General features: G+C 60.3%; 26 protein-coding genes. 13 read left to right on the top strand and 13 right to left on the bottom strand.

The genetic code is table 11. From position 1 onward, the window contains the following. Positions 1 to 190: 190 nt before the first annotated feature. Complete coding sequence (locus tag QZ268_RS17105; protein ID WP_295454958.1) at positions 191 to 1,138, top strand: zinc-ribbon domain-containing protein; 948 nt, start codon at positions 191 to 193, stop codon at positions 1,136 to 1,138. A gap of 504 nt (positions 1,139 to 1,642) precedes the next feature. Here the strand turns inward: QZ268_RS17105 and QZ268_RS17100 are convergent. The 5 genes from QZ268_RS17100 to argH form a co-directional block, all read right to left on the bottom strand. Next, the gene (locus QZ268_RS17100; RefSeq protein WP_295454956.1) at positions 1,643 to 4,333 is read right to left on the bottom strand and encodes a TIGR02302 family protein; all 2,691 of its coding nucleotides are present in this window, start codon (positions 4,331 to 4,333) and stop codon (positions 1,643 to 1,645) included. Between the two features lie 63 nt (positions 4,334 to 4,396). Further along, positions 4,397 to 5,662, bottom strand: a complete 1,266-nt coding sequence (gene lysA / locus QZ268_RS17095; RefSeq protein WP_295454954.1) for a diaminopimelate decarboxylase — start codon at positions 5,660 to 5,662, stop codon at positions 4,397 to 4,399. 101 nt (positions 5,663 to 5,763) lie between these two features. Next, positions 5,764 to 5,925 carry a hypothetical protein gene (locus tag QZ268_RS17090; protein WP_295454952.1) on the bottom strand — a complete coding sequence of 54 codons (162 nt, stop codon included), beginning with the start codon at positions 5,923 to 5,925 and terminating at the stop codon, positions 5,764 to 5,766. A gap of 74 nt (positions 5,926 to 5,999) precedes the next feature. After that, positions 6,000 to 6,188, bottom strand: a complete 189-nt coding sequence (locus QZ268_RS17085; RefSeq protein WP_295454950.1) for a hypothetical protein — start codon at positions 6,186 to 6,188, stop codon at positions 6,000 to 6,002. A gap of 105 nt (positions 6,189 to 6,293) precedes the next feature. Further along, positions 6,294 to 7,688 (bottom strand): argininosuccinate lyase, encoded by a 1,395-nt coding sequence (gene argH / locus QZ268_RS17080; RefSeq protein ID WP_295454948.1) that lies wholly within the window; start codon positions 7,686 to 7,688, stop codon positions 6,294 to 6,296. A gap of 20 nt (positions 7,689 to 7,708) precedes the next feature. Here argH and QZ268_RS17075 point away from each other — a divergent pair, with 20 nt between their 5' ends. The 6 genes from QZ268_RS17075 to phbB all read left to right on the top strand — a co-directional run bounded on the left by QZ268_RS17075 (position 7,709) and on the right by phbB (position 13,325). Next, positions 7,709 to 8,281, top strand: a complete 573-nt coding sequence (locus tag QZ268_RS17075; protein WP_295454946.1) for a TlpA disulfide reductase family protein — start codon at positions 7,709 to 7,711, stop codon at positions 8,279 to 8,281. 240 nt (positions 8,282 to 8,521) lie between these two features. Next, on the top strand, positions 8,522 to 8,947 hold the full coding sequence (locus QZ268_RS17070; protein WP_295454945.1) for a hypothetical protein: 426 nt from the start codon (positions 8,522 to 8,524) through the stop codon (positions 8,945 to 8,947). Positions 8,948 to 8,950: 3 nt separating this feature from the next. Continuing rightward, the gene (locus tag QZ268_RS17065) at positions 8,951 to 9,874 is read left to right on the top strand and encodes a sterol desaturase family protein (RefSeq protein ID WP_295454943.1); all 924 of its coding nucleotides are present in this window, start codon (positions 8,951 to 8,953) and stop codon (positions 9,872 to 9,874) included. A 240-nt stretch (positions 9,875 to 10,114) separates the two neighbouring features. After that, entirely contained in the window at positions 10,115 to 10,924 is an 810-nt protein-coding gene (locus tag QZ268_RS17060; protein WP_295454941.1) for an EAL domain-containing protein, read from the top strand. A 312-nt stretch (positions 10,925 to 11,236) separates the two neighbouring features. After that, a complete protein-coding gene (locus tag QZ268_RS17055) occupies positions 11,237 to 12,412 on the top strand; it encodes an acetyl-CoA C-acetyltransferase (protein ID WP_295454940.1) in 1,176 nt (391 codons plus the stop codon). 190 nt (positions 12,413 to 12,602) lie between these two features. Next, a complete protein-coding gene (phbB, locus tag QZ268_RS17050; protein WP_295454938.1) occupies positions 12,603 to 13,325 on the top strand; it encodes an acetoacetyl-CoA reductase in 723 nt (240 codons plus the stop codon). 95 nt (positions 13,326 to 13,420) lie between these two features. On the opposite strand, the gene QZ268_RS17045 is transcribed toward phbB, so the two are convergent. Then, complete coding sequence (locus QZ268_RS17045; protein ID WP_295454937.1) at positions 13,421 to 13,591, bottom strand: hypothetical protein; 171 nt, start codon at positions 13,589 to 13,591, stop codon at positions 13,421 to 13,423. A gap of 114 nt (positions 13,592 to 13,705) precedes the next feature. Here QZ268_RS17045 and QZ268_RS17040 point away from each other — a divergent pair, with 114 nt between their 5' ends. Then, the gene (locus QZ268_RS17040) at positions 13,706 to 14,653 is read left to right on the top strand and encodes a transcriptional regulator GcvA (RefSeq protein WP_295454935.1); all 948 of its coding nucleotides are present in this window, start codon (positions 13,706 to 13,708) and stop codon (positions 14,651 to 14,653) included. Continuing rightward, entirely contained in the window at positions 14,650 to 15,504 is an 855-nt protein-coding gene (locus QZ268_RS17035; protein WP_295454933.1) for an EamA family transporter, read from the top strand. Before QZ268_RS17040 ends, QZ268_RS17035 begins: the two co-directional genes overlap by 4 nt. A 148-nt stretch (positions 15,505 to 15,652) precedes the next feature. On the opposite strand, the gene QZ268_RS17030 is transcribed toward QZ268_RS17035, so the two are convergent. The 3 genes from QZ268_RS17030 to QZ268_RS17020 all read right to left on the bottom strand — a co-directional run bounded on the left by QZ268_RS17030 (position 15,653) and on the right by QZ268_RS17020 (position 17,076). Beyond that, positions 15,653 to 15,832 (bottom strand): DUF465 domain-containing protein, encoded by a 180-nt coding sequence (locus tag QZ268_RS17030; RefSeq protein WP_027241537.1) that lies wholly within the window; start codon positions 15,830 to 15,832, stop codon positions 15,653 to 15,655. A 219-nt stretch (positions 15,833 to 16,051) separates the two neighbouring features. Further along, positions 16,052 to 16,858 carry a methyltransferase domain-containing protein gene (locus QZ268_RS17025; RefSeq protein ID WP_295454931.1) on the bottom strand — a complete coding sequence of 269 codons (807 nt, stop codon included), beginning with the start codon at positions 16,856 to 16,858 and terminating at the stop codon, positions 16,052 to 16,054. Further along, on the bottom strand, positions 16,855 to 17,076 hold the full coding sequence (locus QZ268_RS17020; protein WP_295454929.1) for a DUF2007 domain-containing protein: 222 nt from the start codon (positions 17,074 to 17,076) through the stop codon (positions 16,855 to 16,857). Before QZ268_RS17020 ends, QZ268_RS17025 begins: the two co-directional genes overlap by 4 nt. Before the next feature lie 57 nt (positions 17,077 to 17,133). Here QZ268_RS17020 and QZ268_RS17015 point away from each other — a divergent pair, with 57 nt between their 5' ends. Both QZ268_RS17015 and QZ268_RS17010 read left to right on the top strand, forming a co-directional pair. Continuing rightward, entirely contained in the window at positions 17,134 to 18,132 is a 999-nt protein-coding gene (locus QZ268_RS17015) for a polyprenyl synthetase family protein (RefSeq protein ID WP_295454927.1), read from the top strand. 99 nt (positions 18,133 to 18,231) lie between these two features. Further along, on the top strand, positions 18,232 to 18,978 hold the full coding sequence (locus QZ268_RS17010; RefSeq protein WP_295454926.1) for a hypothetical protein: 747 nt from the start codon (positions 18,232 to 18,234) through the stop codon (positions 18,976 to 18,978). Between the two features lie 4 nt (positions 18,979 to 18,982). On the opposite strand, the gene QZ268_RS17005 is transcribed toward QZ268_RS17010, so the two are convergent. From QZ268_RS17005 to soxR, 4 genes are all read right to left on the bottom strand, one after another. Further along, entirely contained in the window at positions 18,983 to 19,804 is an 822-nt protein-coding gene (locus tag QZ268_RS17005) for a 4-(cytidine 5'-diphospho)-2-C-methyl-D-erythritol kinase (protein WP_295454925.1), read from the bottom strand. Further along, the gene (locus QZ268_RS17000; protein WP_295454923.1) at positions 19,794 to 21,536 is read right to left on the bottom strand and encodes a tetratricopeptide repeat protein; all 1,743 of its coding nucleotides are present in this window, start codon (positions 21,534 to 21,536) and stop codon (positions 19,794 to 19,796) included. The genes QZ268_RS17005 and QZ268_RS17000 overlap by 11 nt, the downstream gene beginning before the upstream one ends. A 170-nt stretch (positions 21,537 to 21,706) precedes the next feature. Continuing rightward, positions 21,707 to 23,356, bottom strand: a complete 1,650-nt coding sequence (locus tag QZ268_RS16995; RefSeq protein WP_295454921.1) for an electron transfer flavoprotein-ubiquinone oxidoreductase — start codon at positions 23,354 to 23,356, stop codon at positions 21,707 to 21,709. Positions 23,357 to 23,529: 173 nt separating this feature from the next. Further along, positions 23,530 to 24,009, bottom strand: a complete 480-nt coding sequence (gene soxR / locus QZ268_RS16990) for a redox-sensitive transcriptional activator SoxR (protein ID WP_295454919.1) — start codon at positions 24,007 to 24,009, stop codon at positions 23,530 to 23,532. A gap of 108 nt (positions 24,010 to 24,117) precedes the next feature. Here soxR and QZ268_RS16985 point away from each other — a divergent pair, with 108 nt between their 5' ends. Next, entirely contained in the window at positions 24,118 to 24,501 is a 384-nt protein-coding gene (locus tag QZ268_RS16985) for a VOC family protein (RefSeq protein WP_295454918.1), read from the top strand. A 273-nt stretch (positions 24,502 to 24,774) separates the two neighbouring features. Further along, complete coding sequence (greA, locus tag QZ268_RS16980; RefSeq protein WP_295454916.1) at positions 24,775 to 25,245, top strand: transcription elongation factor GreA; 471 nt, start codon at positions 24,775 to 24,777, stop codon at positions 25,243 to 25,245. Positions 25,246 to 25,279: the final 34 nt, after the last annotated feature.

Here is a 25,279-nt window from a genome sequence, read left to right as displayed (position 1 = left end):
TGTATGCGCTCAGCAGTTTTGCCCCAGCAGCCCGTCAGTTTCAATGGGCCATGGTTCAAAGCGCCCAATGCCCCCCCTGACGGCGCCGACAAAGCACAATTCACCCTTTCACCAAAGCGCCGAACTGCCTATTGTCATTTAGAAATACTGCCGACAGCTCCCCGGAGACCGCCGGGGTCAAGGAGATCTTATGCGTCTGACCTGCCCGAATTGTGGTGCCCAGTACGAAGTACCGGATGACGTCATTCCCGATGAAGGTCGTGATGTGCAGTGCTCCAACTGCGGCGATACCTGGTTTCAACAGGCCGCGGGCATTGCCCCCGATGCCACTGCAGACCCGGATTTTGCAGAGCCACCCGCCCCTGAACCGGCAGCAGATGCCGCTCCGGCGCGGACAGCCACTGAACACCCCGACCGCGCCGACCAGGATACCGAGGTCACCTTTGCATCCGAGCCTCAGCTCGACCCTTCTGCGACCTCCGACAGTACGGCTCAGGATGCCGCTGACGTCTCGCCAACAGAGGATTTCCCGCAGCAGGCGCAGGACGCCGCCGCCGAGGATCACGCCGAGCCTGCCCCCCAGTCGCCGCCTCAGCCCCCCCAGTCGCCCGCCCGTGGGCTGGATCCCGCTCTCAGCGAGATCCTGCGCGAGGAAGCAGAGCGGGAAGCCAGCCTACGCGCTGCGGACCAAAGCCAGACATTGGAGACACAGCCCAACCTGGGGCTTGATGATCTGCCTGAAAACGAAGAGGCCCAGCGCTCGCGCCAGGCCAAAGACCGCATGGCCCGCATTCGCGGCGAAGATCCGCGCCAGTTAGCCGCCGAGGCCAGCGGACTAAAGCGCGGCGTGTTGCCAGACATCGAAGAGATCAACTCAACCCTGCGCGCAGCAGACAGCCCACCGCCGCCAGAGTCCGAGCACATGGCACCGGCCCCCCGGAAATCCGGGTTTACCCGTGGCTTTGCCCTGGCTGTGCTGGCTGTTCTGGCGCTGGTGATGGTCTACAGCAATGCGCCGCAAATCGCGGAAATTCTGCCCCAGGCCGACCCCTACCTGAGCAGCTATGTGACCTGGGTGGATCAGCTCCGGCTTTGGCTGGCCACACAGGTCACAGCCTTGCAGAAACCTCAGCTGTAAGCGCCCCCGCTGGCTGGCCACAGGAAGAGGACTCGCTGATCACATTCCTGATCACTGGCGGATATGCTGGCAGATAAGCTGGTAAGTCGCAGGCGCGCCGTGCAACCCACCAAGGGTTTTGCGGCAACTGTCCCGGCCGATATTCTCGACCTGTTTCACCTGCCTGTTTTTGGGGCCTGTTTTTCTGGCCAGTTTTCCCAACTTGTTTTTCTGGCCTGTTAGCAGGCGACGTCTCAGTCAGTGTGCCCATATTCCAGTGTGCCCACGTTCACCGGGGCCGATCTGCTGCCACAGCCAAATAGGCCGCCGCATGGATCTTCCCTCGACAGTGCAGCCTGGAGCCGCGCCTACCGCTCTCTTAGAGCGGTAGGCGCCCGGCCCAACGAGGACGCGGGATTTTCAAATCCCCAAGTCCTGGGCGGGAGCCCCCCCTTGCGCTTGCGCCAGAGAGGGGCATTGCTTGCCCAGACAGGGAAATACAGGGCACATCACCCTGCCGCGGGTTTAGAATTGATCCAACAGACGTTCAAAATAGCGCCGCTCGTCTTCTGCCCGGTCTTGTTCACCCACCCGGCGGCGGAGTTCTTCCAGCAGATCCCAAGCGCGGCGATGCGCCCGGCCATCACCAAACTCCGAGTTTTGCTCCCCTGCCAGCCCGCCGGCATTGCGATCCCGCCCCAAGGGGTCGGCTTGCCCAGAGGATGCGCTGTCCCCCTGGCCCTGTTGCTGTCCGGGTTGTTGGTTCTGCGCGATTGCCTCCCCCAGAGCACGCATGCCTTCGCGCAGGGCCTCCATGGCCTCGGATTGGCGATCAATTGCTTCCGCCAAATCACCCTGACGCAGGGCTTCTTCGGCGCCATCCATCGCCTCACCGGCGCGATCCAGCGCCTCTTTGGTGGCTTCGCCCTCTGCGCCCTGCCCCAGGGGCAGCCCCTGTTGTTGCCGCCGCAGGGCCTCTCGCAGGGCCTGCTGTTGTTCGGCCAGGCTACCCGCACCGGCTGATCCCCCCTCGGCACCGCCCTGGGATGATCCGTCAGCGGATTGGCCCGGAGACTGGCCTGGAGATTGACCGCCCTGACCCTGACTGCCGTCTTCGCCGGACTGGCCCTCACCGCCGGTGCCGCCCTGGTGCTGCTGCCCCCGGCCCTGGCCGCCGCTGCGGCCTTCATTGCCTTGGCTTTCGCCGGCCTGGGCATTGGGGTTGAACTGTTCCTGCAAATCGCGAAAGGCCTGATCGGAAAGCCCCTGTTGCTCTTGCAGGGTCTCGCCAAGATCTTCCATCGCCTGCTGACCGTCAGAGCCGTTCTGCCCCTGCTGGCTCTGGCTGATCCGCATGTTTTCCATCATCCGCTGGAACTCTTCCAGCGCCTGTTCCGCTTCAGCCATGCGCCCCTGTTCCATCAATTCCTGAATGCGGTCCATCATCGCCTGCAGATCCTGCTGGCTCAGCGTCATGGCATTTTCCTGCGCCTCACCGCTGTCTCCCGACGGATTGTCGCGCTGCGCCTGACGCTGCAGCTGGCGCATGTAATCCTGGGTGGCCTCGCGCAGTTTCTGCATCAGGCGGGCGATTTCCTCGTCGCTTGCCCCTTCTCGCATCGCTTGGCTTAGGCGCTCCTTGGCCCGCTGCATCCGCTCCAGGGCATCGCCGATATCGCCCTCTTCCAGGCTCTGCGCCAGGGCCCAAAGTGCCGCTGCGGTTTCATCCCGCTGGCCCTCGCTTATTGGCATCTCGGTCGCGCTGCCCTGGTGCAAAGCCACCTCAAGCCCGCGCAGAATACCGCGCATTTGCAGATAGCTGCCCGCCTCGCGGAACAGATCCTCGGGGCGGTGCGACAGCGCCCGCAGCAGCTGGGTGATGCGCAAGCTGTTGCCGCGCGACCAGATCAAATCCCGGCGCTGTTCCGCCACGGCTGCCGCCAGGGGATCAAAAAACCGTGGCGCCACCAGCGGTGCCCCCAGCCCTGACGAGACCGAGGACTGCCCCGCCGCATCGCGGACCGAGACGCTGAACACCACTGGCAGATTGGCCCAGGGATGGGTGGAAAAATCCTCGATCAACAGGCCTTCAAACGCCTGTCGCGATCCGCTCACCGGCATCGGCAAGTCCAGCTCTATGTCGGCGCGTGTCTCGGGATCCGGCAGCAATCCGTGACGGCGCGACAGGGCGAGGTGGTCCAGCGAGATACGCACCGTGCCGCCCTCGATCCCGTAATCATCCTGCGCCAGGAAGGGCAGCGACAGGGCGCCGTCCTCCATCAGCTCGGGCAGGCCGGTTATGGAAATGCTCGGGGGTTGATCCGGCACCACCGCAACCTCCCAGCGCTGCCCGCCACGTCCCTGGATCTCCAGATTGCCGGAGCGCTCAACCGCGATGTCATGTTCAAGCCCCGGATCCTGCGCGTCATCCTGCGCATCAGGCGCGTCTTGAACCGACAGGCTCTGCACCAGGGTCAAAGCCCCGACTTCGCCGTAAAACCGCAGGGTGATGCGGCTGCCCTCTGCCAACTGCAACCGTTCGCCTTGCTGGTCATTAAGATAGAGAACCGGCAGGCCGGTATAAAGCGGCGGTTCGATCCAGCCCTCCCAGGAGGGGCCAGCCATTGCCGCCTCAGCGCCCCCCGGCGCCAGGGCCGAAAGCGTGCCAACCCGCCAGAAGGAGCCAAAAACCAGCGCAATAAGCAGCGAGACCAGCGCCACATAGCGCAGCGCAAAAGGATCCGCCGCCGCGATCCGCAGGTTTGGAGCCGGCGCACGCGCCATTGCCGCAGCCCGCGCCATGCGTGCCTGATGCGCCTGCCACAGGGCCGTTGCTCCGGCATCCGCAACCCCAATCGCCTGGGCATCCAGCAAGGCACTGACCGGACGGCCCGGCAGGCTGGCATCCAACCGCGCCAGCACCTCTGTCCGGCGGGGATAGCGAAAGCGCCACAGCCCAAAGACCAGGCTGGCCAGCATCGCGGCCAGCGCCACAACGGCAGTGCCCCAGAACAAAAGCGGCGACATCAGTTCATGCAGCCCCAGCATCAGCGCTGCAGCTGTCACCGCCAGAACGGAAAACAGCGACCAAAAGGCCCGCAGGGCGCGTTCACAGACCAGCCCCGCCTGCGTCAGCCGCAGCGGCCATCGCAGGGGATGCAAGCGTGGGTCAGTCTTGCCAGTTCGATTACCCGTTTGCTTACCAGGTCGCGCCATCACTGCTCTGCCTCCTTTGGGCGGTGCATGTGGCCGCTAACCCGGCAGGTTCTGCCGGACCTGTTACAGCCACTCCGGGATGGTATCGCGGTTTATCATTTCGTCAAAGTCCGGACGTCGGCGAATAACCGCAAATTGATCCTCGTGCACCAGAACTTCGGGAATCAGGGGCCGCGAGTTGTATTCGCTGGCCATCACCGCGCCATAGGCCCCGGCACTGCGAAAGGCGATGAGATCCCCAGCCGTCAGGGGTGGCATGTCGCGTTGTTTGGCAAAGGTATCGCCAGTTTCGCAGACCGGCCCCACGATATCATAGGGGCGGTTTTCGATCCCCGGTGCGGGCTCATGTACCGCAACGATATCATGGTGCGCCTCATACATGGCGGGGCGGATCAGGTCATTCATCGCGCCATCCACGATCAGAAACTCGCGATCCTCGCCGGATTTCACATAGATCACCTTGCTGACCATCAGCCCTGCATTACCCGCGATCAGGCGGCCGGGCTCGATCTCGATCTCGCAGCCCAGATGGCCCAGCGTGTCCTTGATCAGCTGGCCATATTCCACCGGCAGCGGCGGCGCCTCATTCGAGCGGGTATAGGGAATGCCCAGCCCACCGCCGAGATCAAGACGGCGAATGTCGTGACCATCGCCGCGCAGGCTTTCGGTCAGGTCGGCGATTTTTTCATAGGCTTTGCGGAAGGGCTCCAGATCGGTCAGCTGCGAGCCAATATGGCAGTCAATGCCAATGACCTTGAGCCCCGGCAGCGTCGCCGCATGGGCATAGACCTCGCGGGCGCGGGAAATGGGGATGCCAAATTTGTTCTCGGATTTTCCGGTGGCGATCTTGGCATGGGTCTTGGCATCCACATCCGGGTTCACCCGAATGGTGATCGGCGCCACCTGCCCCAGCTCCAGCGCCACCGCGTTGATCACGGCCATCTCGGGCTCGGATTCGACGTTGAACTGGCGAATGCCGCCGGACAGGGCACAGCGGATTTCCTCTGCGGTTTTGCCAACGCCGGAGAACACGATCTTGTCGCCCGGAACCCCGGCCGCCTTGGCCCGCAGATATTCGCCCTGGCTGACCACATCCATGCCGGCGCCAACCTGGGCCAGGGTCTTGAGGATAGCCTGATTGCTGGCCGCCTTCATCGCGTAGCAAACCAGATGATCCATGCCCGCCAGCGCCTCGTCGAACAGGCGGAAATGGCGCTGCAGGGTGGCGGTGGAATAGACATAAAACGGAGTGCCCACGGCAGCCGCAATCTCGGCAACCGGCACGTCTTCGGCGTAAAGCGCGCCGTCGCGGTAGAGAAAGTGATCCATGCCTTGGCGATTAGACCAAAACCGGCAGGGCTGGCAAATGATTCCCTGTAAAACCTGCGCTTTGGCAATCGCCCAGGCCCCGGGTCGGAAGCTGTGAAAAGTCAGAAGTGGTGTGAAACACCGACGCGGGCATATCCCGAAACCCGCACCCCGGAGGCAGGCGGCTGTTCTGCCTTATCGGGCTTGGGCGCCTGGGCGTAGGACTGCGGCAAATCACAGGCAGACAGGCCGAGGACGCCAAGAACCAGAAAAATACGGATCACTGTTAAATACTCCTGCCCATTCCGGGGGACCGTCTGCACGATGACGGGCACTAAGCCCAAGGTCTTGCAAACACCTAGAAACCAAAAAGAACACTCACCGGACCCTTTTGCAGCCCAACCGAGCCACCGGCATGGACGCCAGAGTTGGAAACCCCAATGCCCGCATTCAGAGCGGGGCGCACCGGCTCCCCATCGACGCCACAGGCGCTTAATCCTGCCGTCAGGACGGTGATCCCAATCAAGTTGAGCATCCAAGTCTTCATTGTCACGCCTCCAGAAACCGGCCCGGTTGCTATCGGGCTTAGATGGGGGGCGCGGGCCGCAGTTCAAGGCTGCCCACGCTCATGTTTACAAGCTTTAGAGCCGCTTCAGGCCTGCAAAAGCGCCGTCCAGCGGGCCACCTGGGCACGCACCTGCGCCGGCGCGGTGCCGCCATAGGACATGCGCGAGTTTACCGAGTTCTCAACGCCAAGAACAGTAAAGACATCCTGCGTGATCTCACCATGGACGCCCTGCATGTCTTCTAGTGTCAGATCTGGCAGGTCACAGCCGCGGCCTTCGGCCAGGGCCACCAGCGAGCCGGTCACGTGATGGGCGTCGCGGAACGGCAGCCCCAGCACCCGCACCAGCCAATCCGCCAGATCGGTCGCAGTCGAGAACCCAGAGCCGGCAGCCGCGGCCAGCTCGGCGCGGTTGGCGCTCATGTCTTTGACCATGCCTTCCATCGCTGCCAGAGCCAGCATCCAGTTGTCGGCGGCATCAAAGACCTGCTCTTTGTCTTCCTGCATGTCCTTGGAATAGGCCAGCGGCAGACCTTTCATCACCATCATCAGCGCGGTGTTGGCACCAAAGATCCGCCCCACCTTGGCGCGGATCAGCTCTGCCGCGTCGGGGTTTTTCTTTTGTGGCATGATCGACGACCCGGTTGAGAAGCGATCCGACAGGGTGACAAAGCGGAACTGCGCCGAGGACCAGATCACCAGCTCTTCAGCAAAGCGCGACAGGTGAATGGCGCTGATCGAGGCACAGGAGAGGAACTCCAGCGCAAAATCACGATCCGACACCGCATCCAGCGAATTCGCCGCAGGCCGGTCAAAGCCCAGCGCCGCAGCGGTCATCTCGCGGTCAATGGGAAAGGAGGTGCCAGCCAGGGCTGCGGCCCCCAGGGGAGATTCGTTCATGCGTTTGCGGGCATCGCGGACCCGGGACAGGTCGCGGCCAAACATTTCCACATAGGCCATCATGTGATGGCCCCAGGTCACCGGCTGCGCCACCTGCAGGTGGGTAAAGCCCGGCATCACCCAGTCAGCGCCTGCCTCGGCCTGGGTCAACAGCGCGCGGATCAAGGCCAGCAGGCCTGTCTCGGCCGCGTCCAGCTGATCACGGACCCAGAGTTTGAAATCCGTCGCAACCTGATCGTTGCGCGACCGGCCCGTGTGCAAACGCCCTGCGGGTTCGCCGATCACCTCTTTCAGGCGCGCCTCGACGTTCATGTGAATGTCTTCCAGCGCGGTGGAGAACTGAAAGGTTCCGGTCTCGATCTCTGACAAGACCGTGAGCAGGCCTTCCCGAATTGCTTCGGCGTCGTTATCGCTTATAACGCCTGTTGCGGCCAACATCGCTGCATGGGCCCTGGAGCCAGCAATGTCCTGGGCAGCCATCCGCTTGTCAAAAGTGATCGAGGCGTTGATCGCCTCCATGATCGCGTCTGGGCCAGCGGCAAAGCGGCCGCCCCACATCTGGTTCGAGGCTTGATCTGTCATGGTGGAATCCCGGAGATAATATGCGTCTGTTACGTCATCTTTCCCTTTATATCGCCCTGGGCCTGGGTGCAAATGCGGCATTGGCCGCAGATGTGGCCGAACTAGAGGCCCTGCGCGCCGACAGCCTGAAACGCCTGGTGGTGCATGCGCAGCCCCGTGCGGTCTCCCAGACGGAGTTTTTCCTGGAGGATGACGGCGGCAAAGCCAGCCTGCAGGACTATCAGGGCAAAGTGGTGCTGCTGAACTTCTGGGCCACCTGGTGTGCCCCCTGTCGCAAGGAAATGCCGCAGATCGCCGAGCTGCAACAAGAGTTTGGCGGCGAGGACTTTGAAGTCCTGACCATCGCAGCCGGGCGCAACTCGCCAGCCGGTATCGTCAAGTTCTTTGACGAAAACGGCATTACCAATCTGCCGCGCCATCAGGACCCCAAACAGGCGCTGGCCCGCGAGATGGCGGTGATCGGCCTGCCCATTACCGTGCTTTTGAACCGCGAAGGCGAGGAAGTCGCGCGGCTGCTGGGCGATGCCGAGTGGAACTCTGACAGCGCCAAGGCGATCATTGCGGCGATGATTGACAGCGAGACCGGCAGTTAATCTCGTACTCTCTCTCGTTCCCACATGGGGTCAGCCTTGCAGGTTCGCTTGCAGGGCCGGCTCCATTTAGGCCTATTCATCTGCAGCGCCCAGTTCGACAATCCGCTTTACCGCCAGATGAATAAAACACCTGTAGCAGCAACCATTCTGCCCAAATGGGCTTTCCCCCACGCCACCTTTGACAGCCGCGCCTTTGCAACGCCATTCTGAGAGCCACGGGGCATCATCAGGGAGGGGACAATGCCGCTGGAGCTTTTGTTGATCCTCGTTGTCGGGGGTGTCGCGGCGATCGCCGTCTTGTTGCATCTGACCGGGCGTTCAGACCTGCGGCTGCTCAGCGCCGATCAGGCGCGGCAGGCCTGGCTGCGCCAGTTCCCCGACAGCCCCATTGCCCAGTTGACCCTGGCCGAGGACGGCCATGCCGCTCTTATCCAACCCGAGGACGGTAGCGCGCCGCTTGGCCTGGTTTGGTCCTTTGGCGCTGATACCGTGGCCCGCTGCCTGGAAAATGTCGAAATGAAGACCGCCAGGCAAGGGCTATACCTCCGCCTGGCTGATTTCTCAGCGCCAGGGGTGCAGCTGCATCTGAACGGTTCCGAGGCCGAGCACTGGCAGCGCCTGATTGCCCACCACCCCGCCGCATTAGCCACCGCAACAGAGGTGTAACCGATGGATCCGCTTTCCTTTCCTGATGTGACCCAACTGGCGGTGCCGATCTTCATCGCCGCCATCCTCGGCGAATTCCTATGGATCGCGCTCAAGGGGCGCGGGGGCCGCTACGAGACCCGCGATGCAGTGACCTCGCTGATTATGGGGGCCGGCAGTGTGGCCTCGGGAATTGTACTTGGCTTTATCGCCTGGGGATTCTTTATGGTCTTGTGGGAGATTACGCCGCTGGACCTTGGCAGCTCGATCGGGGTGATCGTCCTCTGCTTTGTTCTGGATGATCTGCGCTATTATTGGGTGCACCGCTTTGGCCACCGGATCCGCTGGGTCTGGGCCAGCCACGTCAATCACCACTCCAGCCAGCATTACAATCTGACCACGGCGCTGCGCCAGACCTGGACCGGCACCTTTACCTTTATGATGGTGGTGCGGGCGCCGCTGGTGCTGTTGGGGTTTCACCCGGCGCTGGTGCTCTTTGTCGGTGGCATCAACCTCGTCTATCAGTTCTGGATCCACACCGAAGCCATCGGCAAACTGCCCCGCTGGTTTGAGGCGGTGATGAACACCCCCAGCCACCACCGCGCCCACCATGGCCGCAATCCGCGCTATCTGGATTGCAACTACGCCGGGGTGTTTATCATCTGGGACAAGATCTTTGGCACCTTTGTACCGGAACAGGACAGCGATCCGGTGGATTATGGGCTGGTCTACAATATCGCCACCTTTAATCCCCTGCGGGTGGCCTTTCACGAATGGGTGGCAATCTACCGGGATATGACACAACCGGGGTTGAGCCTGAAGCAAAGGCTGCTCTATGCGCTGGCGCCGCCGGGCTATAGCCACGATGGCAGTCGCGACACCTCTGAGACCATCAAAGCCAAACACCTGGCCCGCCAGCCCCAGGACAGCGGCACGCCCGGATTTTGAACAGCCCCTTTGGCAGAGATGTGCCGCGATGGCAGCGCGTCACCAACCCGCCTATTCAAACCAACCCGTGCAGAGGTGCGAGGCGCCGATAGTTCCGCAAATTTGATTGGCTAAAGTTTTAGATTTAAGCCTCAATTTACCCTTTTGCCCGACAGTCCCTGCTGACGCATAGTTTTCCCAGAAAACGGCAGCAGTAGGAGGCAAAGCGTGGTCAATAAGCGAAAACTGAGACGGGCGAATATGTCCGAAGGAGCTGAAGATCCGCTTTCCGCTGCAGTGGTCTCGCGGGATCACTCGACGCTGGATATGGTTGCAGATGCGGTCAAGCACGATCAGACCATGCTGGCCTATCAGCCTGTCATGCAGGCGATGCCGCCCCATGACATCGCCTTTTACGAAGGTTATATCCGGGTTCTGGACGCCACCGACCGGGTTATTCCTGCGCGTGACTTTATGCATGTGGTCTATGATAAGGAAATCGGTCGTGAGCTGGATTGCCTTGCCCTGCAACACGGGCTACGGGCCCTGTCTCAATCACCGCAAATTCGTCTCTCTATCAACATGTCCGCACGTTCCATCGGCTACAGTCGCTGGGCTAAAGTTCTGGAAAGGTTTCTGAAAAAGGACCCAACCATTGGCGAACGCCTGGTTCTGGAAATCACCGAGGCCTCTGCCATGGCGGCCCCGGAACTGGTCATCGACTTTATGGATCGTATGCAAAAGCATGGCATCGCCTTTGCGCTCGACAACTTTGGAGCGGGCACCACAGCCATTGGCCACTTTCGCGACTTCTACTTTGATGCGGTTAAGATCGACGGGCAGTTTATTCGCAACATTTGCAACTGTCCCGACAATCAGGCGGTTGTGCGCGCCCTGGTGGGCATCGCCAAACAGTTCGATATGTTGATTGTGGCAGAATCCGTAGAAACCCAAGCCGAGGCCGAATTTCTGGTTTCAATTGGCGTCGACTGCCTGCAGGGCTTCCTCTATGGGGCCCCAACCGTTTCGCCCCCCTGGCTGGAGAAGATGAAACAGCGCAATCGCGCCTAACACATAGTTGACCGCGCCCCTCCACCATGTGCCGTTTCCTTAAGGTCTTGCCCCCGGGCGGAAAAATCGCTGCGCCGCAGAAAAATTTGAGCCGCCTCGGGTCGCACCCCGGGCGGTTCTTTGCGTTTTTGACTTATGCCAGTTGACTCGAACCCAACCCCTGAGACACCCTGTCATTTGCTGCACCTGCAGCAAGACGCTATATCTGTCCCGGAGAGGGAGGTGGGGATTTGTGATTTTGCGGTAAGTTTACGAACCGCAGAATAATTGCATGTCTTCACGAGAGAGTTTGATGGCAGAGGACCAGAAATAATGACCAATGTTGTAATTGCATCCGCCGCGCGTACCGCTGTCGGCAGTTTTGGCGGAGCTTTCGCCAATACGCCCGCCCATGATCTGGGTCGTGCGGTACTGGAAGCCGTGGTAGAGCGCGCAGGCGTTGACAAATCCGAGGTTTCCGAGACCATCCTGGGGCAGGTTCTGACCGCCGCACAGGGGCAAAACCCAGCCCGCCAAGCCCATATCAATGCCGGCCTTCCACAGGAAAGTGCTGCCTGGGGCATCAACCAGGTCTGTGGCTCCGGCCTGCGTGCTGTTGCGCTTGGCGCGCAGCATATCCAGCTTGGGGATGCCGCGATTGTCTGTGCCGGCGGCCAGGAAAACATGACCCTGTCACCCCATGCCGCCGCCCTGCGCGCCGGTCATAAGATGGGTGACATGAAATACATCGACACCATGATTCGCGATGGCCTGTGGGATGCCTTCAACGGCTACCACATGGGTCAGACAGCGGAAAACGTCGCCGACAAATGGCAGATCTCCCGCGAAATGCAGGACGAATTTGCTGTCGCCAGCCAGAACAAGGCCGAAGCGGCGCAAAAAGCTGGTAAATTTGCCGATGAAATCGCGGCTTTCACCATCAAGACCCGCAAGGGCGAAACCGTGGTGGATCAAGACGAATACATCCGCCATGGCGCCTCCATGGAAGCGATGCAAAAATTGCGCCCCGCCTTTACCAAGGATGGATCAGTCACTGCGGCCAATGCCTCTGGTTTGAATGACGGTGCCGCCGCAACCCTGCTGATGAGCGCCGATGACGCCGAAAAGCGCGGTATCACGCCGCTGGCGCGGATTGCCTCTTATGCCACTGCCGGTGTCGACCCTTCGATCATGGGTGTTGGGCCGATCTACGCCTCGCGCAAAGCCCTGGACAAGGCCGGCTGGTCGGTCAGCGACCTGGATCTGGTTGAAGCCAACGAAGCCTTTGCCGCACAGGCCTGCGCCGTCAACAAGGACATGGGCTGGGATCCGGCAATCGTCAACGTCAACGGCGGCGCCATCGCCATCGGCCACCCAATCGGTGCCTCGGGCTGCCGGGTGCTAAACACGCTGCTGTTTGAAATGCAGCGGCGCGGCGCCAAAAAAGGCCTCGCCACGCTCTGCATCGGTGGCGGCATGGGCGTCGCCATGTGCCTGGAGCGCCCATAATCGGGACCACAGTTTAACATAGATCAGGGCGCCAGTTTGGCGCCCTTTTTATTACAACAGGGAGGTATTGCTGCACCTGCGACAATTTTCGCGGCATTGCGGCAAAAATTCATTGCGCAATATTGTTGCGCATTGCACTATCAATAGGTAGCAAGATTACCGAGCGAATATCGAATTGGAGGAAAACTGAATGGCACGTACTGCACTCGTCACCGGCGGCTCACGCGGCATTGGCGCAGCAATTTCGCAGGCCCTAAAGGACCAGGGCTGCACTGTCGCCGCGACCTACGCGGGCAACGACGAAGCGGCGGCAAAGTTCACCGAAGAGACCGGGATCAAGACCTACAAGTGGAACGTTGGCTCCTATGAGGAAAGCCAAGCGGGTATCGCCCAGGTTGAGGCCGACCTTGGCCCCATCGACATCGTGGTGGCCAATGCAGGCATCACCCGCGATGCGCCCTTCCACAAAATGACGCCGCAGCAGTGGCAAGAGGTGATCGACACCAACCTCACCGGCGTGTTCAACACCGTTCACCCGATCTGGCCCGGCATGCGCGAGCGTAAATTTGGCCGCGTCATCGTGATTTCGTCGATCAATGGTCAAAAAGGCCAGTTTGCCCAGGCGAACTATGCCGCAACCAAGGCCGGCGATCTGGGTATCGTCAAATCCCTGGCCCAGGAAGGCGCGCGTGCAGGCATCACTGCCAATGCAATCTGCCCTGGTTATATCGCCACAGAAATGGTCATGGCCGTGCCCGAAAAGGTCCGTGATTCGATCATCGCCCAGATCCCAACCGGCCGCCTTGGCGAACCCGAAGAGATCGCCCGTTGCGTTGCCTTCCTGGCTTCAGATGATTCGGGCTTTATCAATGGCTCCACCATCTCGGCCAATGGCGGTCAATTCTTCGTCTGATCCTGCGCCGCACCAGCGGCAGAGGCGACATGAGAGAACAGATAAGGGCCGGTCTTTTCAGACCGGCCCTTTTTAATCCCGTAAGGACATGTGCACTATGCCCAGCGGGAAAACCCAATTCCGGTCACCTTTGGACCAGTGGTTTTTGTCGCCCCGGATTTGCGCAACCGGAACAGTCTTGCCAACCCGGAAAACAGGGCCTGGCTGCGCTCTGCATGTGCACGTTCCATCGCTTGCTTGACGTTGCTATTTGCTGAATATTCCATCGCCTCGGCCTCCGTTCGGATTAGGATTGTCTATCTAAAGCCAACATGGGCTTTTATGGCAAAAGGCACAAACGAGACTTTCCAAGGCTTCAGTTAAGTATTACTTATGTGAGCATGTCAGATCGTCTCCCCCCTCTCACCGCCCTGCGCGCCTTTGATGCCGCTGCCCGCCACATGTCCTTTGCCCAGGCTGCGGCTGAACTGAATGTCACGCCGGCCGCCCTGTCGTTTCAGATCAAATCCCTGGAAGAGCACCTGGGCGTGCCCTTGTTCCGCCGCCTCAACCGGGCGGTAGAGCTGACCGAAGCCGGGCGTACCCTGGCGCCAGGGGCTGCCGAAGGCTTCCAAACCCTGTCGACCGCCTGGATGGCAACCAAGCGGTTGCAGGACAACAGCAGCCTGACCGTCACCGCAGGCCCGGCGCTGACGGCCAAATGGCTGGCGCCGCGCCTCTATGATTTTGCCCGCGCCCATCCTGAAATTGACCTCAGGTTTTCGGCCACCCTGCGCAATATGGATCTGGCGCGCGATGACGTCGATGTGGCGATCAGGTTTGGCTATGGCGGAGATGATGGGTTGTATTCGGTACCGGTGCGCAAAGAATGGCTGACGCCAGTGATGTCGCCAGAACTGGCCAAACAATTTACCACCGTAGAAAGCCTGCGGCAGGCACCGCTGATTTTTGATGATTCCATCGACTTTTTGCAGCCCCCCTGCGACTGGCCCACCTGGTTCCGCGCCGCCGGGATTGATTACACCCCCCTGCATGGCACCCATTTCTCCAATGCCGACCATGCCATCAACGCCGCCGTCGCAGGCATGGGGGTGGCGCTGGGGCGACGACCGATGATTATCTCTGACCTGCAAGAGGGCCGCCTGGTCGCCCCCTTCAAGCTGGCAATCGAAAGCCAGGCCCGGTTTCGTTTTCTCTGCTTGCCCGGCGCAGAAAAACGCCCCCAAATCGCAGCTTTTCGCGATTGGTTTCTGGCGGAGATCGAAAAAACCGCGCATATATCCGATGATTTTACCATTATCCCGGTTGAGGAGATCGCCGCACTATGACCCGCTCCACAGCCACCGCAGTTGGGTTTGTGGCCGTTCTGCTCTGGGCGCTACTGGCGCTGCTGACAGTCGGCTCTGCCCCAACCCCACCGCTACTGTTGAATGCGATCTGTTTTACCATTGGCGGCATCCTGGGGCTGATCTGGACCTTGCGCACGGGTGGTCTGGGCCAATTGCGAGACATCTCCTGGAAGGTCTACGCCTTTGGTTCGATTGGGTTATTTGGCTATCACGCCCTGTATTTTTCGGCCCTGCGCCTGGCCCCCGCCGCCGAGGCAGGCCTGATTGCCTATCTTTGGCCGCTGCTGATCGTGCTGTTTTCCGGCCTTCTGCCCGGCGAGCGCCTACGGCCAGGGCATCTGATCGGGGCACTGCTGGGCTTTGCCGGGGCGGCGGCGATTATTACCGGTGGGTCCGGTGGTTTTCAGGCAGAGTACCTGCCCGGCTATATCCTCGCCTTCCTCTGCGCGCTGACCTGGTCAAGCTATTCGGTGCTGTCGCGGCTGGTGGGATCCGCCCCCACCAGTTCAGTCTCGGTGTTTTGCACCGCCACTGCCATCGCATCCTGGGCGCTGCATTTTGCAGTGGAAGAAACCGTCTGGCCACAGGGTACACTTGGCTGGGCCTCGACCCTGTTGTTGGGATTAGGACCCGTGGGGCTGGCGTTTTATGTTTGGGACATTGGCGTCAAGCAGGGCGACATTCAGATGCTCGGCACCAGCTCTTATGCAGCGCCTTTGCTGTCGACCCTGGTACTGGTTCTGGCCGGCGTCGCGGACCCCAGCTGGGCCTTGGCCCTGGCCGCCGCGCTGATTACCGCTGGGGCTGCCATCGCCGCCAAAAGCGGCTGATCCTGCGCCCCGACACAACGGCCACCGCACCATAAAAAGGGCTGCCAGATCTGGCAGCCCTGAAAATTCTATCGCTCATATCAGCGAGGCATAAATCCCCTGGTGCCTGGCGGCAATTCCCGGGGCATTTCCCTGCACCGATAGGCGTTTATGCTGTCTCTGTTTCGCTTGACAGACGCTCAATCTCTTCTTTGAGTTTCAGCTTTTGCTTCTTCATCCCGGCAATCTCCAACCCGTCGGTACTGGGGGATCGTTGGGCGTACTCCACTTCCATGCTCAGGTGGTCATGCTTCTTTTTCAGTTCGGTAAGATGCGAGCTGAGGCTCATGGCGTTCCTCCTTTTAAAGCGAGACTAACAACCCCGAACCTGCGGGGTTGAAACGAGTGGACCACAAGTTTTGCCCCCTGTCACGCCGCAGACGCATAGTTTTTGTCATGAAATTGTCATATCGGCCAAAGCCCGCCAGAAGCCATATTTTTATGGGTGAAATCGAGCCCAGAGCGCCAAAAAAGCCACCTGAAAGCTTGCAATATAACCGCGTCGCGCCTATCTTGTCGCGGGCCAGCAAAGCGCCGCGCCTTCGCGCAGAATTTCCCGCACTTCAGGCTGATAACTCTCTACATCTGCCAGATGTCGCGCCCCTTGGTGCAGGATCAGCGGCGCGTGCAGGCGAAAATCGGCCCGGCCTCCCTTGCGAGCGCGCAGCAAAACCAGCTCTGCCGGACGCCCCTGGCGCGGCGCCAGCGGCAGCACCTCAATCGAGCCAAGACGCCCCTGACAGGCGGTCAGGATCTCGGGCAAACGGTCGGCGCGCTGGATCATATGCAAATAGCCCTTATAGGTCAGCCGACGGGCTGCGGTCTCAACCCAGACCTGCAAAGGCGTATCACCGCCCAAGGCAATCTGCCGCCCCATGTCTTCGGCCGGGCTATGGGCACCGGCACGGTAATACGGCGGGTTGGCCAAAACATGATCAAACTGGCGCTGGCGCAGATCTTTGGGCAGCGCCGCTAGGTCGGCCTCGATCACCTCAACGGTTTGACCATTGTGCGCTGCATTGCGGCGCGCCAGGGCAGCATAGTCCGGTTGCAGCTCCACTCCTGTGAGCTCTAGCCCCGGCACCCGTTCGCCAAGACATAACAGCGCCTGACCACCACCACAGCCCAGCTCCAGCACCCGCTCCCCTGCCCGTGCCGGCATCGCAGCGGCCAAAAGCACCGGATCCACCCCGGCTCGGTAGCCTTCGCGAGGTTGCCACAGCTGCACCCGGCCGCCCAGAAAATCGTTCAGCGACAGGTTTTCCTCGGCAAAGCCCGCATCAGAGTTTGGCCCTGCTCCGCCCCCCTGCGTCATATGTCATTGCCAAGCGGGATCTTGTTGTCCAGCATCGCGCGTTTGGCCAGTGTATAGTCGTCTTCGCGCACCATCAGACGGCGTGGAAAAATCCCAATGCCACCTTCGAGGATGCTCATATTTACGTCCATCTGAAAGCAGTCTATATCCTCACCCTCAAGAAGGGCGGATGCAAAGGCCAGGACAGTCGGATCGGTGCTGCGCAAAAGTTCTTTCATGGGGATGGATCTAAGGGCAAGGTTACGATCTTGTCGAGCCTGAAAGCCGGGAATGCAATGAATCAAGTCACGACTCAAAAACCGCATGAATTGCTCGCCGCCACCTTGAGCGGTGAAATGGACGCGGTGAACACACTGATCCAGACCCGCATGGCGTCAAAACATGCGCCGCGCATCCCCGAAGTTACGGCGCATCTGGTAGGGGCTGGTGGCAAACGCCTGCGCCCCATGCTGACCCTCGCTGCCGCCCAGCTCTGTGGCTATGAGGGGGACCATCACATCAAACTGGCAGCAACGGTAGAATTCATCCACACTGCAACGCTGCTGCATGACGATGTGGTGGATGAAAGCGGCCAACGCCGTGGCCGACCCACCGCCAATCTGCTGTGGGACAACAAAAGCTCGGTTCTGGTTGGCGACTACCTGTTCTCCCGCAGTTTTCAGCTGATGGTCGAAACCGGCTCGCTGCGGGTTCTGGATATTCTCGCCAATGCCTCGGCCACCATTGCCGAAGGCGAGGTGCTGCAAATGACTGCCGCCTCAAACCTGGCCACCGATGAAGCAGTCTATCTGCAGGTGGTCCGGGGCAAAACAGCGGCCCTGTTTTCGGCAGCCACCGAAGTTGGCGGCGTCATCGCAGAGGCCCCGGCAGAGCAGGTCAAGGCGCTGTTTGACTACGGCGATGCGCTTGGCATTGCCTTTCAGATTGCCGACGATCTGCTGGATTACCAGGGCGACAGCGCCGCAACCGGCAAAAACGTCGGCGATGATTTCCGCGAGCGCAAGCTGACCCTGCCAGTAATCAAGGCCGTGGCCCAGGCCACCGATGACGAACGCGCCTTTTGGACCCGCACCATTGAAAAGGGCCAGCAGCAAGAGGGCGATCTGGAACAGGCCCTGGCCTTGATGGCGAAATACGCCACGCTTGAGGCCACCCGCCAGGATGCGCTGCTCTGGGCCGAGACGGCAACGCAGGCCCTCGCCCCGCTGCCCGACCACCCCATCCGGCAAATGCTGCATGATCTGGCCGAATATGTGGTCTCCCGCCTGCACTAGACCAGGCCCCAAAGTACCCAACACTCACGCCCGCCACTGTGCGGGCGTTTTTATCTGTGCTTTGTCTTACCAAACGGCCCCAGGACGGATTATAGCCCCATGCTGCGCCTTGTATTTCACTGCTGCATCATTGTCCTGCTCACAGCTCTGACCCAGCTCGGCGGCATTGCCTGGGGGCTGTCGCGCCTGTTTCGCAGGCCTCTCCTGGCCTTTGCAGGGCTGTATCTGGGGCTGGCAGTGTTGGCGGTCTGGGTCGCGCCAAGGACCGGCAGAACCGCGCTGTCCTGTTTTGAGCGCGGGCCATTGCAGGTACAATCCTGGTTTTACTGCGCCAGCAACCGGACTTATGTAACGCCAGAGCTAAAAGCCCTGTTGCAAGACGTCGCCGCGGAGGTTGAGGCGGACCATCCTGACACCCAGACGCTGGTACTGGATGCGGGCTTTCCCTTTTTTACCGGGTTTCCACTGCTGCCGCATCTGTCCCATGACGACGGCGAAAAAGTCGATCTGGCGTTTTATTATGTGGATGCTGCAGGGCGTTACCTGCCCGGTCAAACCCGCAGCCCAATTGGTTATTTTGCCTTTGAACAGGGCGCCAGCAGCTGCCCGGATCAATGGCTCAGCCTGCGCTGGGATCTGGCCTGGCTACAGCCCCTGTGGAAAACCTATGGATTAGAGCCTGATCGCAATCGTCTGCTGATTGAGACCCTGGCGCGGGATCCGCGCAGCGGCAAGATCTTTGTAGAGCCGCATCTGCAACAAAGCCTGGGGCTACACAGTGCAAAGATCCGGTTTCAGGGATGTCGGGCGGCGCGCCATGACGACCACATTCACCTGCAGCTCTAGCCCCCTAGCGCAGCGTTACCGCCTGTATCCACCAGTCGGGGTGTTCGGCGCCGATCTCATAGGCGGCCATATGGGCGGCCTTTAGCGTCGGGTAAAGCGCAAAGCAGGTGGCACCAGAGCCCGACATCCGCGACAGCATTTCATTCCCGGTGCACCGCAGATCAGCAAGAACCCGGTCGATTTCCGGCGCCACATAAGCCGCCGGAATTTCCAAATCATTGCGCTGATCCTTGAGCCAGACGGCACAGTCTCTCGCCGTCTCAAAACTTGGGATCTCGTCCGGCATGGCAGGGTTGTCACGCCATGCGAGGCCCGAAAACACCGCGCCAGTTGGCACATGGCAACCAGGATTGACCAAGAGCGCCGGCAAGTCCGGCAGGGAGACCGGGATGATCTGCTCGCCAATGCCCTGCATCCGTGCGCCCCTGGCAACCATGCAGACCGGCAGGTCAGCCCCCAGGGACAGCGGCAGCTCTGGCGGCACTGTCAGCCCCTCTGCGGCCAGAGCGTTCAGCACGGCGGCCGCATCCGAAGATCCACCGCCAATCCCCGCCCCATGAGGCAGCTGTTTGTTCAAATGAATGGCACCAGCCCAGCCCAGCCCCTGCGCCGCCTTCCAGACCAGATTGCGCCCGTCCCGTGGGACGCCCTCGGCAAAGGGGCCGCGCAGATCTATGGCCATATCCTGGCCAGCCTCCAGCCGCAGGCGATCGCCCAGATCGGCAAAGGCCACCAGCGAATCCAGCAGGTGATAGCCATCCGACCGTTGGCCGGTGACATGCAGGGTCAGGTTGATCTTGGCCGGCGCAAAGACCTCAATCGCCATTGGCAACCTGCAGCGGGGCAGAGCCTTCCAGTTCCAGAACCGCCTCAAGGCCCAGCTCTAGTTTTTTGCGGATACGATCCGGGTCTGCCTCACCATCGCCGCGACCAGATTTGATGAAGGACAGGGCGCGTTTCCACTGGAACTCTGCCTCGCGCTGGCGCCCAACGGCCCAATAGACATCGCCCAAATGGTCGCTGACCACCGGATCTACCGGCATCAGCTCTACCGCGCGCTCCATATGGGCCACGGCCTCGGTGTAGCGGCCAAGGCGGTAGAACACCCAGCCAAGACTGTCGACGATATAGCCAGAATTCGGCTGCGCTGCGACCGCGCGTTCAATCATCCCCAGGGCCTCATCCAGCTTTTCCGGGCTGTCTTCTTTTTCGATCATCGAATAGCCGAGATAGTTCAGCACCTGCGGGCTGTCGGGCTGCAACGCCAGCGAGGCGCGGAAATCTGCCTCGGCCTTTGGCCAGTCTTTCAGCCGCTCATAAGAGATACCGCGGGCATAGTGCAGGAACCAACGGCTGCCGGCCTCTTCGGGCATATTGGACAGCGCAGAATCATAGGCCGCAATGGCGCCGGCGTAGTCTTCTTGCTGGCGCAACAGATCGCCAAGACTGATCGAAATCTGCGGCAAGTCAGGGAAATCCCTGAACAATTGCTCCAGCACTTCGGCGGCGGCATCCGGTTTGGCGGCGCGGCGCAGTGCTTCGGCGCGGCCCATTTCGGCGGCGTAATATTCCGGGTGATCGCTGGGCACCTGTTTGTAGGTGGCAATCGACAGCTCATAGCGCCCCAGCTGGTCCAGCAGTTCTGCGCTGAGCAGCACCGCATCCACATGTTGCGGGCTCAAGGCCGAGGCAACACGGGCATACATCAGCACAAAGTCATTGGCGGCCTCGCCGTTCATCACTGCCGCCAGGGTAAAGAACACCTCGGCAATGCCGTCGCGGGCGGTGCTGGCAATGGAAAAGCCCAGGGCTTCCTTTGCCTGCAACCGAGCCCGGATTTCATCCAGGGCTGGATCACTGCCCGCGCCAAAGCTGTCATTCAACGTTGCAAGAGCCAGGTCAAATTCGCCCAATTGCGACTGGATTTCGACCCGTGCCAGCGCCGAGCGGCGCGACAACCGGGTCAGCTGCCCATCATCAGCGGCGAACAGCGCCTCGGCCCCGCCGTAATTGCCCGCCGACGCCAAGGCCAGCGCCTTGTGATAGTCTGCAAAGGGGCGCAGCGCCTCTTCCTCTGCGACGCGATCAAAAACCTCGATCGCCTTATCAACAGAGCCGATGCCCATCTGCGCCCAGGCCTCAATCAGCCCGTCGACAAGGGGGTGGATCTGGCGGATTTCCAGATTGCGATCCAGGATCGCCTGGTAGTCGTCAGACAGGGCAAAGCCGCCGACCATGACGATATTGGCAGCCTGACTGCGCACCTCGTTCTGCCACAGACGCTCTGCCACCGGGAGAGCCTGTTTCATTTGCCCCAGTGCCAGATGGGCAAACACCACGTTTTCCATCAACAACGGATTGGAGGGATCACGCACCAGCGCCCGGGTGTAATACTCTGCCGCGGTGGAAAAATCGCTTTCAAAGGTGGCAGCCCGCCCGGCCAGATAGGCCCCGACCAGACCCTCTGCCGCTGCGCTTTGGGCTGTTACAAGAGATCCGGATGTCGAAAAGGCAACCAGGGCCAGCGCCGTCAGGCTACGAAAATGTGAAAGTGGCACCTGGAGTTCTCCTCTGCGTGTGCGGCTCGCTCAAACCGAATCGTAGTGCGGGACCAGCTGACACGCAATGGGGCGACCCGAAGGCCGCCCCAATTTTACGTGATTTCTATATGCAACCGGCTCTTAAGGCGTTCGATTGCCTATCTGGGTGCCGAGAATGCACCCAAACGTTACATATTTGGATAGTTTGGACCGTCGCCGCCCTGGGGTGTGGTCCAGGTGATGTTCTGGCTTGGGTCTTTGATATCGCAGGTCTTGCAGTGCACGCAGTTCTGGAAGTTGACCACAAACTCCGGCTTGCCGTCCTTTTCCACCACCTCGTAAACGCCGGCCGGGCAATAGCGCTGCGCCGGTTCGTCGAATTTGGGCAAGTTGGTCGAGATCGGTAGGTTGGGGTCCGCCAGGCGCAGATGGCAGGGCTGGCTTTCCTCGTGGTTGGTGGCGGCAAAGGACACATTGGTCAAGCGGTCAAAGGACAGCACCCCGTCAGGTTTGGGGTAGTCAATCGGCTGGTGCTTGGAGGCTTCCTCGGTCGCCTCGGCGTCGTTTTTGCCGTGTTTGATGGTGCCAAAGAAGGACAGGCCCAGAATGTTGTTGGTCCACATATCCAGACCGCCCAGCATCAGCGAGGCCATCAGCCCCCACTTGGACCACATCGGTTTGACGTTGCGCACCATCTTGAGGTCTTTGCCAATGGCGCCATCGCGTACAGCGGCCTCGTAATCGGGCAGCTCATCACCGGAGCGATCGGCCTTGATTGCCGCGTAGGCGGCCTCGGCGGCAGATTTCCCCGACAGCATGGCGTTATGGTTGCCCTTGATGCGCGGCACGTTGACCATACCGGCCGAGCAGCCCAGCAGCGCCACGCCGGGTGCAACCAGCTTGGGCATCGACTGATAGCCGCCTTCAGTAATGGCACGGGCGCCGTAGGCAACACGTTTGCCGCCCTTCAGCAGATCGGCAACCATGGGGTGGTGCTTGAAACGCTGGAATTCCATGTAGGGGTACAGATGTGGGTTCTTGTAGTTCAGATGCACCACAAAGCCGACATAGACCTGGTTGTTCTCCAGGTGGTAAATAAAGGAACCGCCCCCAGCATTCGAGTTCAGCGGCCAGCCCATGGTATGGGTGACGGTGCCTTCTTTGTGCTTGGCGGGATCAATCTCCCAGATCTCTTTCATGCCGACGCCGTATTTCTGCACGTCCTTGCCGGCCTGCAGGTCGTATTTGGCGATGACCTCTTTCGACAGCGAGCCGCGTACCCCTTCCGACAGGAAGACATATTTGCCGTGCAGCTCCATGCCTGGCTCGGTGTTGGGACCGTAAGAGCCGTCCTCTTCCAGACCAAAGACACCGGCAACCACGCCTTTGACTTCACCCTTGTCGCCGTAGACCAGCTCAGAGCAGGACATGCCGGGGAAGATCTCAACACCCAGCTCTTCGGCCTGTTCGGCCATCCAACGGCAGACATTACCCATCGAGACGATGTAATTGCCGTGGTTGTTCATCAGCGGCGGCATCGGGAAGTTGGGAACCCGAATTTCGCCCGCTTCCCCCAGCATGTAAAAGTTGTCTTCTTTTACCGGAGTATTCAGCGGCGCGCCTTTTTCCTTCCAGTCAGGGATCAGCGCGTCCAGACCGCAAGGGTCCAGCACCGCACCAGACAGGATATGCGCCCCCACCTCGGAGCCTTTTTCCAGAACCACGACCTCAAGGTCGGCATCCAGCTGTTTCAAACGGATCGCGGCAGACAGACCAGCGGGGCCTGCCCCAACGATCACTACGTCATATTCCATTGTTTCGCGTTCGATCTCGGCCATAGAGCTGCTCCTTGGCTATTGTATTCGCTACCGGTCCCATCGCTGGGGGCGAGCTGGGAGTAATTTTCTTTCGCGGTTGCTTAGCGTTTGGCAACATACCAGGTCAATCCAAACTCTGCGTTAGTTGCATCAGATCCACGCTTTGCCGCAGGGGCACAGGCATTTTCCGGCGCTCAGGCCCCTTTTTCCGGCGTCTTGCCGGTCTCGGGGCTGTCTCCCATCAGATATCGCGGCCCCTTTCCCTTTTGGGCCGCTTGGTCCTGCGGGTTATAAAGCCTGCATTTGGGCAAAGACAAGCAGCCACAGCCAATGCAGCCATCCAGATTGTCGCGCATCTTTTGCAGGGTTTTGATTCGCGAATCCAGATGATCCCGGAAGCTGGTTGAAATCCGCGCCCAATCTTCGGGCGTCGGGGTGCGTCCGCCGGGCAGGGTTTTTAGAAAACCGCGAATCTCCGGCAGAGAAAACCCAAACTGCTGGGCAATCATGATGAAGCTGAGGCGGCGAATGTCGGCCCGGTGAAACCGCCGCTGACCGCCCGCGTTGCGCCAGGGCTCCAGCAACCCCTGCGCCTCGTAGTAGCGAATGGCCGAGACCGCCAGGCCAGTGCGTTCGGACAGGTAGCCAATTGCCACCCCTGCGGATTTTGCCATCTCGTCGTTCTCCTGAAAAAAGCTCAAAAAATGCTTGAGCTAAAGTTAGGTTTAGAAATTACCGTAAGGCGACTCATAGGTAAACGCCACTCAAAAAGGAGAAAGAAAATGAGCGCCATTCTGGAACACGCCAATATTACCGTCACCGACCCGCAGGTTACCGCTGCCTGGATGGCGGATGTCTTTGGCTGGCATACCCGCTGGTCCGGGGCCTCGATCCACAACGGCGTCAGCCTGCACGTTGGCGGCGCTGACAGCTATCTGGCGCTTTATCAGCCGCCCACCCGGCCACAGGCGCCAGGCAATAGCTACACCACCCGCGGTGGGCTCAATCATCTGGCCGTGGTTGTGGATGACATCAAGGCCACCGAAGCGGCGGTGGTGGCTGCCGGTTTCACCCCCACCAACCACGCAGATTACGAACCCGGTCTGCGCTTTTACTTTCGCGACAGTGACGGGATCGAATATGAAGTGGTGCAATACGATGATTGATCTTCTGTGGCAGGCTGATTTGCCCAATCTCCCGGATCATGGCATTTTTCCGCGCAAACCCATTATAAAATCTGCAAAATTCGCTGATTGAGCCGATTTGCCGGTGCAGAGATTGCTCCGCCCCCTTGAAATTTGTGCCCAGATTGGGTCAGGTAAATGCCAACACAAAAGACAGGCCCCGCTGCAGTGCTGTGGCGGGGCTCTGCCTTTGGCAAACCGACATCATAATGACCCAAGAGCTACCCCGTTAGCCAAACGACCTGGACCCAAGATATGGAAAAGATCCCAATGACTTCTGCGGGTCACACCGCACTCGAAGCTGAGCTCAAGAACCTGAAATCGGTGGAGCGCCCAACGATTATTAAGGCCATCGCCGAAGCCCGCGAGCTGGGCGATCTGTCGGAAAATGCCGAATACCACTCGGCGCGCGAAAAACAGTCCTTTATCGAGGGCCGCATCAAAGAGCTGGAGGGGATTCTGAGCCTTGCTGATGTGATTGACCCGGCCAAACTCTCTGGCTCGATCAAGTTTGGCGCCAAGGTCACCCTGGTGGATGAAGACACCGACGAAGAAAAAACCTGGCAGATCGTTGGCGAGCATGAAGCCAATGTCGAGGCGGGCTTGCTGAATATCAAATCCCCCATTGCGCGCGCGCTTATCGGCAAAGAAGAAGGCGACAGCGTTGAGGTCCGCACCCCCGGCGGCGTGCGCAGCTACGAAATTCTGAGCATCCACTACGGCTAGGGCACAGCACTGGCGCAGGAGGGTCCGGTGTGGT

Origin of the sequence: uncultured Pseudophaeobacter sp., from assembly GCA_905479575.1 — a bacterium.
GTDB lineage: Bacteria > Pseudomonadota > Alphaproteobacteria > Rhodobacterales > Rhodobacteraceae > Pseudophaeobacter.
Note: the sequence above shows the minus strand (reverse complement) of the source record. Positions and strands in the feature narration are given on the sequence as shown.

Excerpts from the sequence above, each read along its gene's own strand:
- QZ268_RS17105 (WP_295454958.1), top strand. The coding sequence starts at position 191 with ATGCGTCTGACCTGCCCGAATTGTGGTGCCCAGTACGAAGTACCGGAT.
- QZ268_RS17100 (WP_295454956.1), bottom strand. The coding sequence starts at position 4,333 with ATGGCGCGACCTGGTAAGCAAACGGGTAATCGAACTGGCAAGACTGAC.
- lysA (WP_295454954.1), bottom strand. The coding sequence starts at position 5,662 with ATGGATCACTTTCTCTACCGCGACGGCGCGCTTTACGCCGAAGACGTG.
- QZ268_RS17085 (WP_295454950.1), bottom strand. The coding sequence starts at position 6,188 with ATGAAGACTTGGATGCTCAACTTGATTGGGATCACCGTCCTGACGGCA.
- argH (WP_295454948.1), bottom strand. The coding sequence starts at position 7,688 with ATGACAGATCAAGCCTCGAACCAGATGTGGGGCGGCCGCTTTGCCGCT.
- QZ268_RS17075 (WP_295454946.1), top strand. The coding sequence starts at position 7,709 with ATGCGTCTGTTACGTCATCTTTCCCTTTATATCGCCCTGGGCCTGGGT.
- QZ268_RS17070 (WP_295454945.1), top strand. The coding sequence starts at position 8,522 with ATGCCGCTGGAGCTTTTGTTGATCCTCGTTGTCGGGGGTGTCGCGGCG.
- QZ268_RS17065 (WP_295454943.1), top strand. The coding sequence starts at position 8,951 with ATGGATCCGCTTTCCTTTCCTGATGTGACCCAACTGGCGGTGCCGATC.
- QZ268_RS17060 (WP_295454941.1), top strand. The coding sequence starts at position 10,115 with ATGTCCGAAGGAGCTGAAGATCCGCTTTCCGCTGCAGTGGTCTCGCGG.
- QZ268_RS17055 (WP_295454940.1), top strand. The coding sequence starts at position 11,237 with ATGACCAATGTTGTAATTGCATCCGCCGCGCGTACCGCTGTCGGCAGT.
- phbB (WP_295454938.1), top strand. The coding sequence starts at position 12,603 with ATGGCACGTACTGCACTCGTCACCGGCGGCTCACGCGGCATTGGCGCA.
- QZ268_RS17045 (WP_295454937.1), bottom strand. The coding sequence starts at position 13,591 with ATGGAATATTCAGCAAATAGCAACGTCAAGCAAGCGATGGAACGTGCA.
- QZ268_RS17040 (WP_295454935.1), top strand. The coding sequence starts at position 13,706 with ATGTCAGATCGTCTCCCCCCTCTCACCGCCCTGCGCGCCTTTGATGCC.
- QZ268_RS17035 (WP_295454933.1), top strand. The coding sequence starts at position 14,650 with ATGACCCGCTCCACAGCCACCGCAGTTGGGTTTGTGGCCGTTCTGCTC.
- QZ268_RS17030 (WP_027241537.1), bottom strand. The coding sequence starts at position 15,832 with ATGAGCCTCAGCTCGCATCTTACCGAACTGAAAAAGAAGCATGACCAC.
- QZ268_RS17025 (WP_295454931.1), bottom strand. The coding sequence starts at position 16,858 with ATGACGCAGGGGGGCGGAGCAGGGCCAAACTCTGATGCGGGCTTTGCC.
- QZ268_RS17020 (WP_295454929.1), bottom strand. The coding sequence starts at position 17,076 with ATGAAAGAACTTTTGCGCAGCACCGATCCGACTGTCCTGGCCTTTGCA.
- QZ268_RS17015 (WP_295454927.1), top strand. The coding sequence starts at position 17,134 with ATGAATCAAGTCACGACTCAAAAACCGCATGAATTGCTCGCCGCCACC.
- QZ268_RS17010 (WP_295454926.1), top strand. The coding sequence starts at position 18,232 with ATGCTGCGCCTTGTATTTCACTGCTGCATCATTGTCCTGCTCACAGCT.
- QZ268_RS17005 (WP_295454925.1), bottom strand. The coding sequence starts at position 19,804 with ATGGCGATTGAGGTCTTTGCGCCGGCCAAGATCAACCTGACCCTGCAT.
- QZ268_RS16995 (WP_295454921.1), bottom strand. The coding sequence starts at position 23,356 with ATGGCCGAGATCGAACGCGAAACAATGGAATATGACGTAGTGATCGTT.
- soxR (WP_295454919.1), bottom strand. The coding sequence starts at position 24,009 with ATGGCAAAATCCGCAGGGGTGGCAATTGGCTACCTGTCCGAACGCACT.
- QZ268_RS16985 (WP_295454918.1), top strand. The coding sequence starts at position 24,118 with ATGAGCGCCATTCTGGAACACGCCAATATTACCGTCACCGACCCGCAG.
- greA (WP_295454916.1), top strand. The coding sequence starts at position 24,775 with ATGGAAAAGATCCCAATGACTTCTGCGGGTCACACCGCACTCGAAGCT.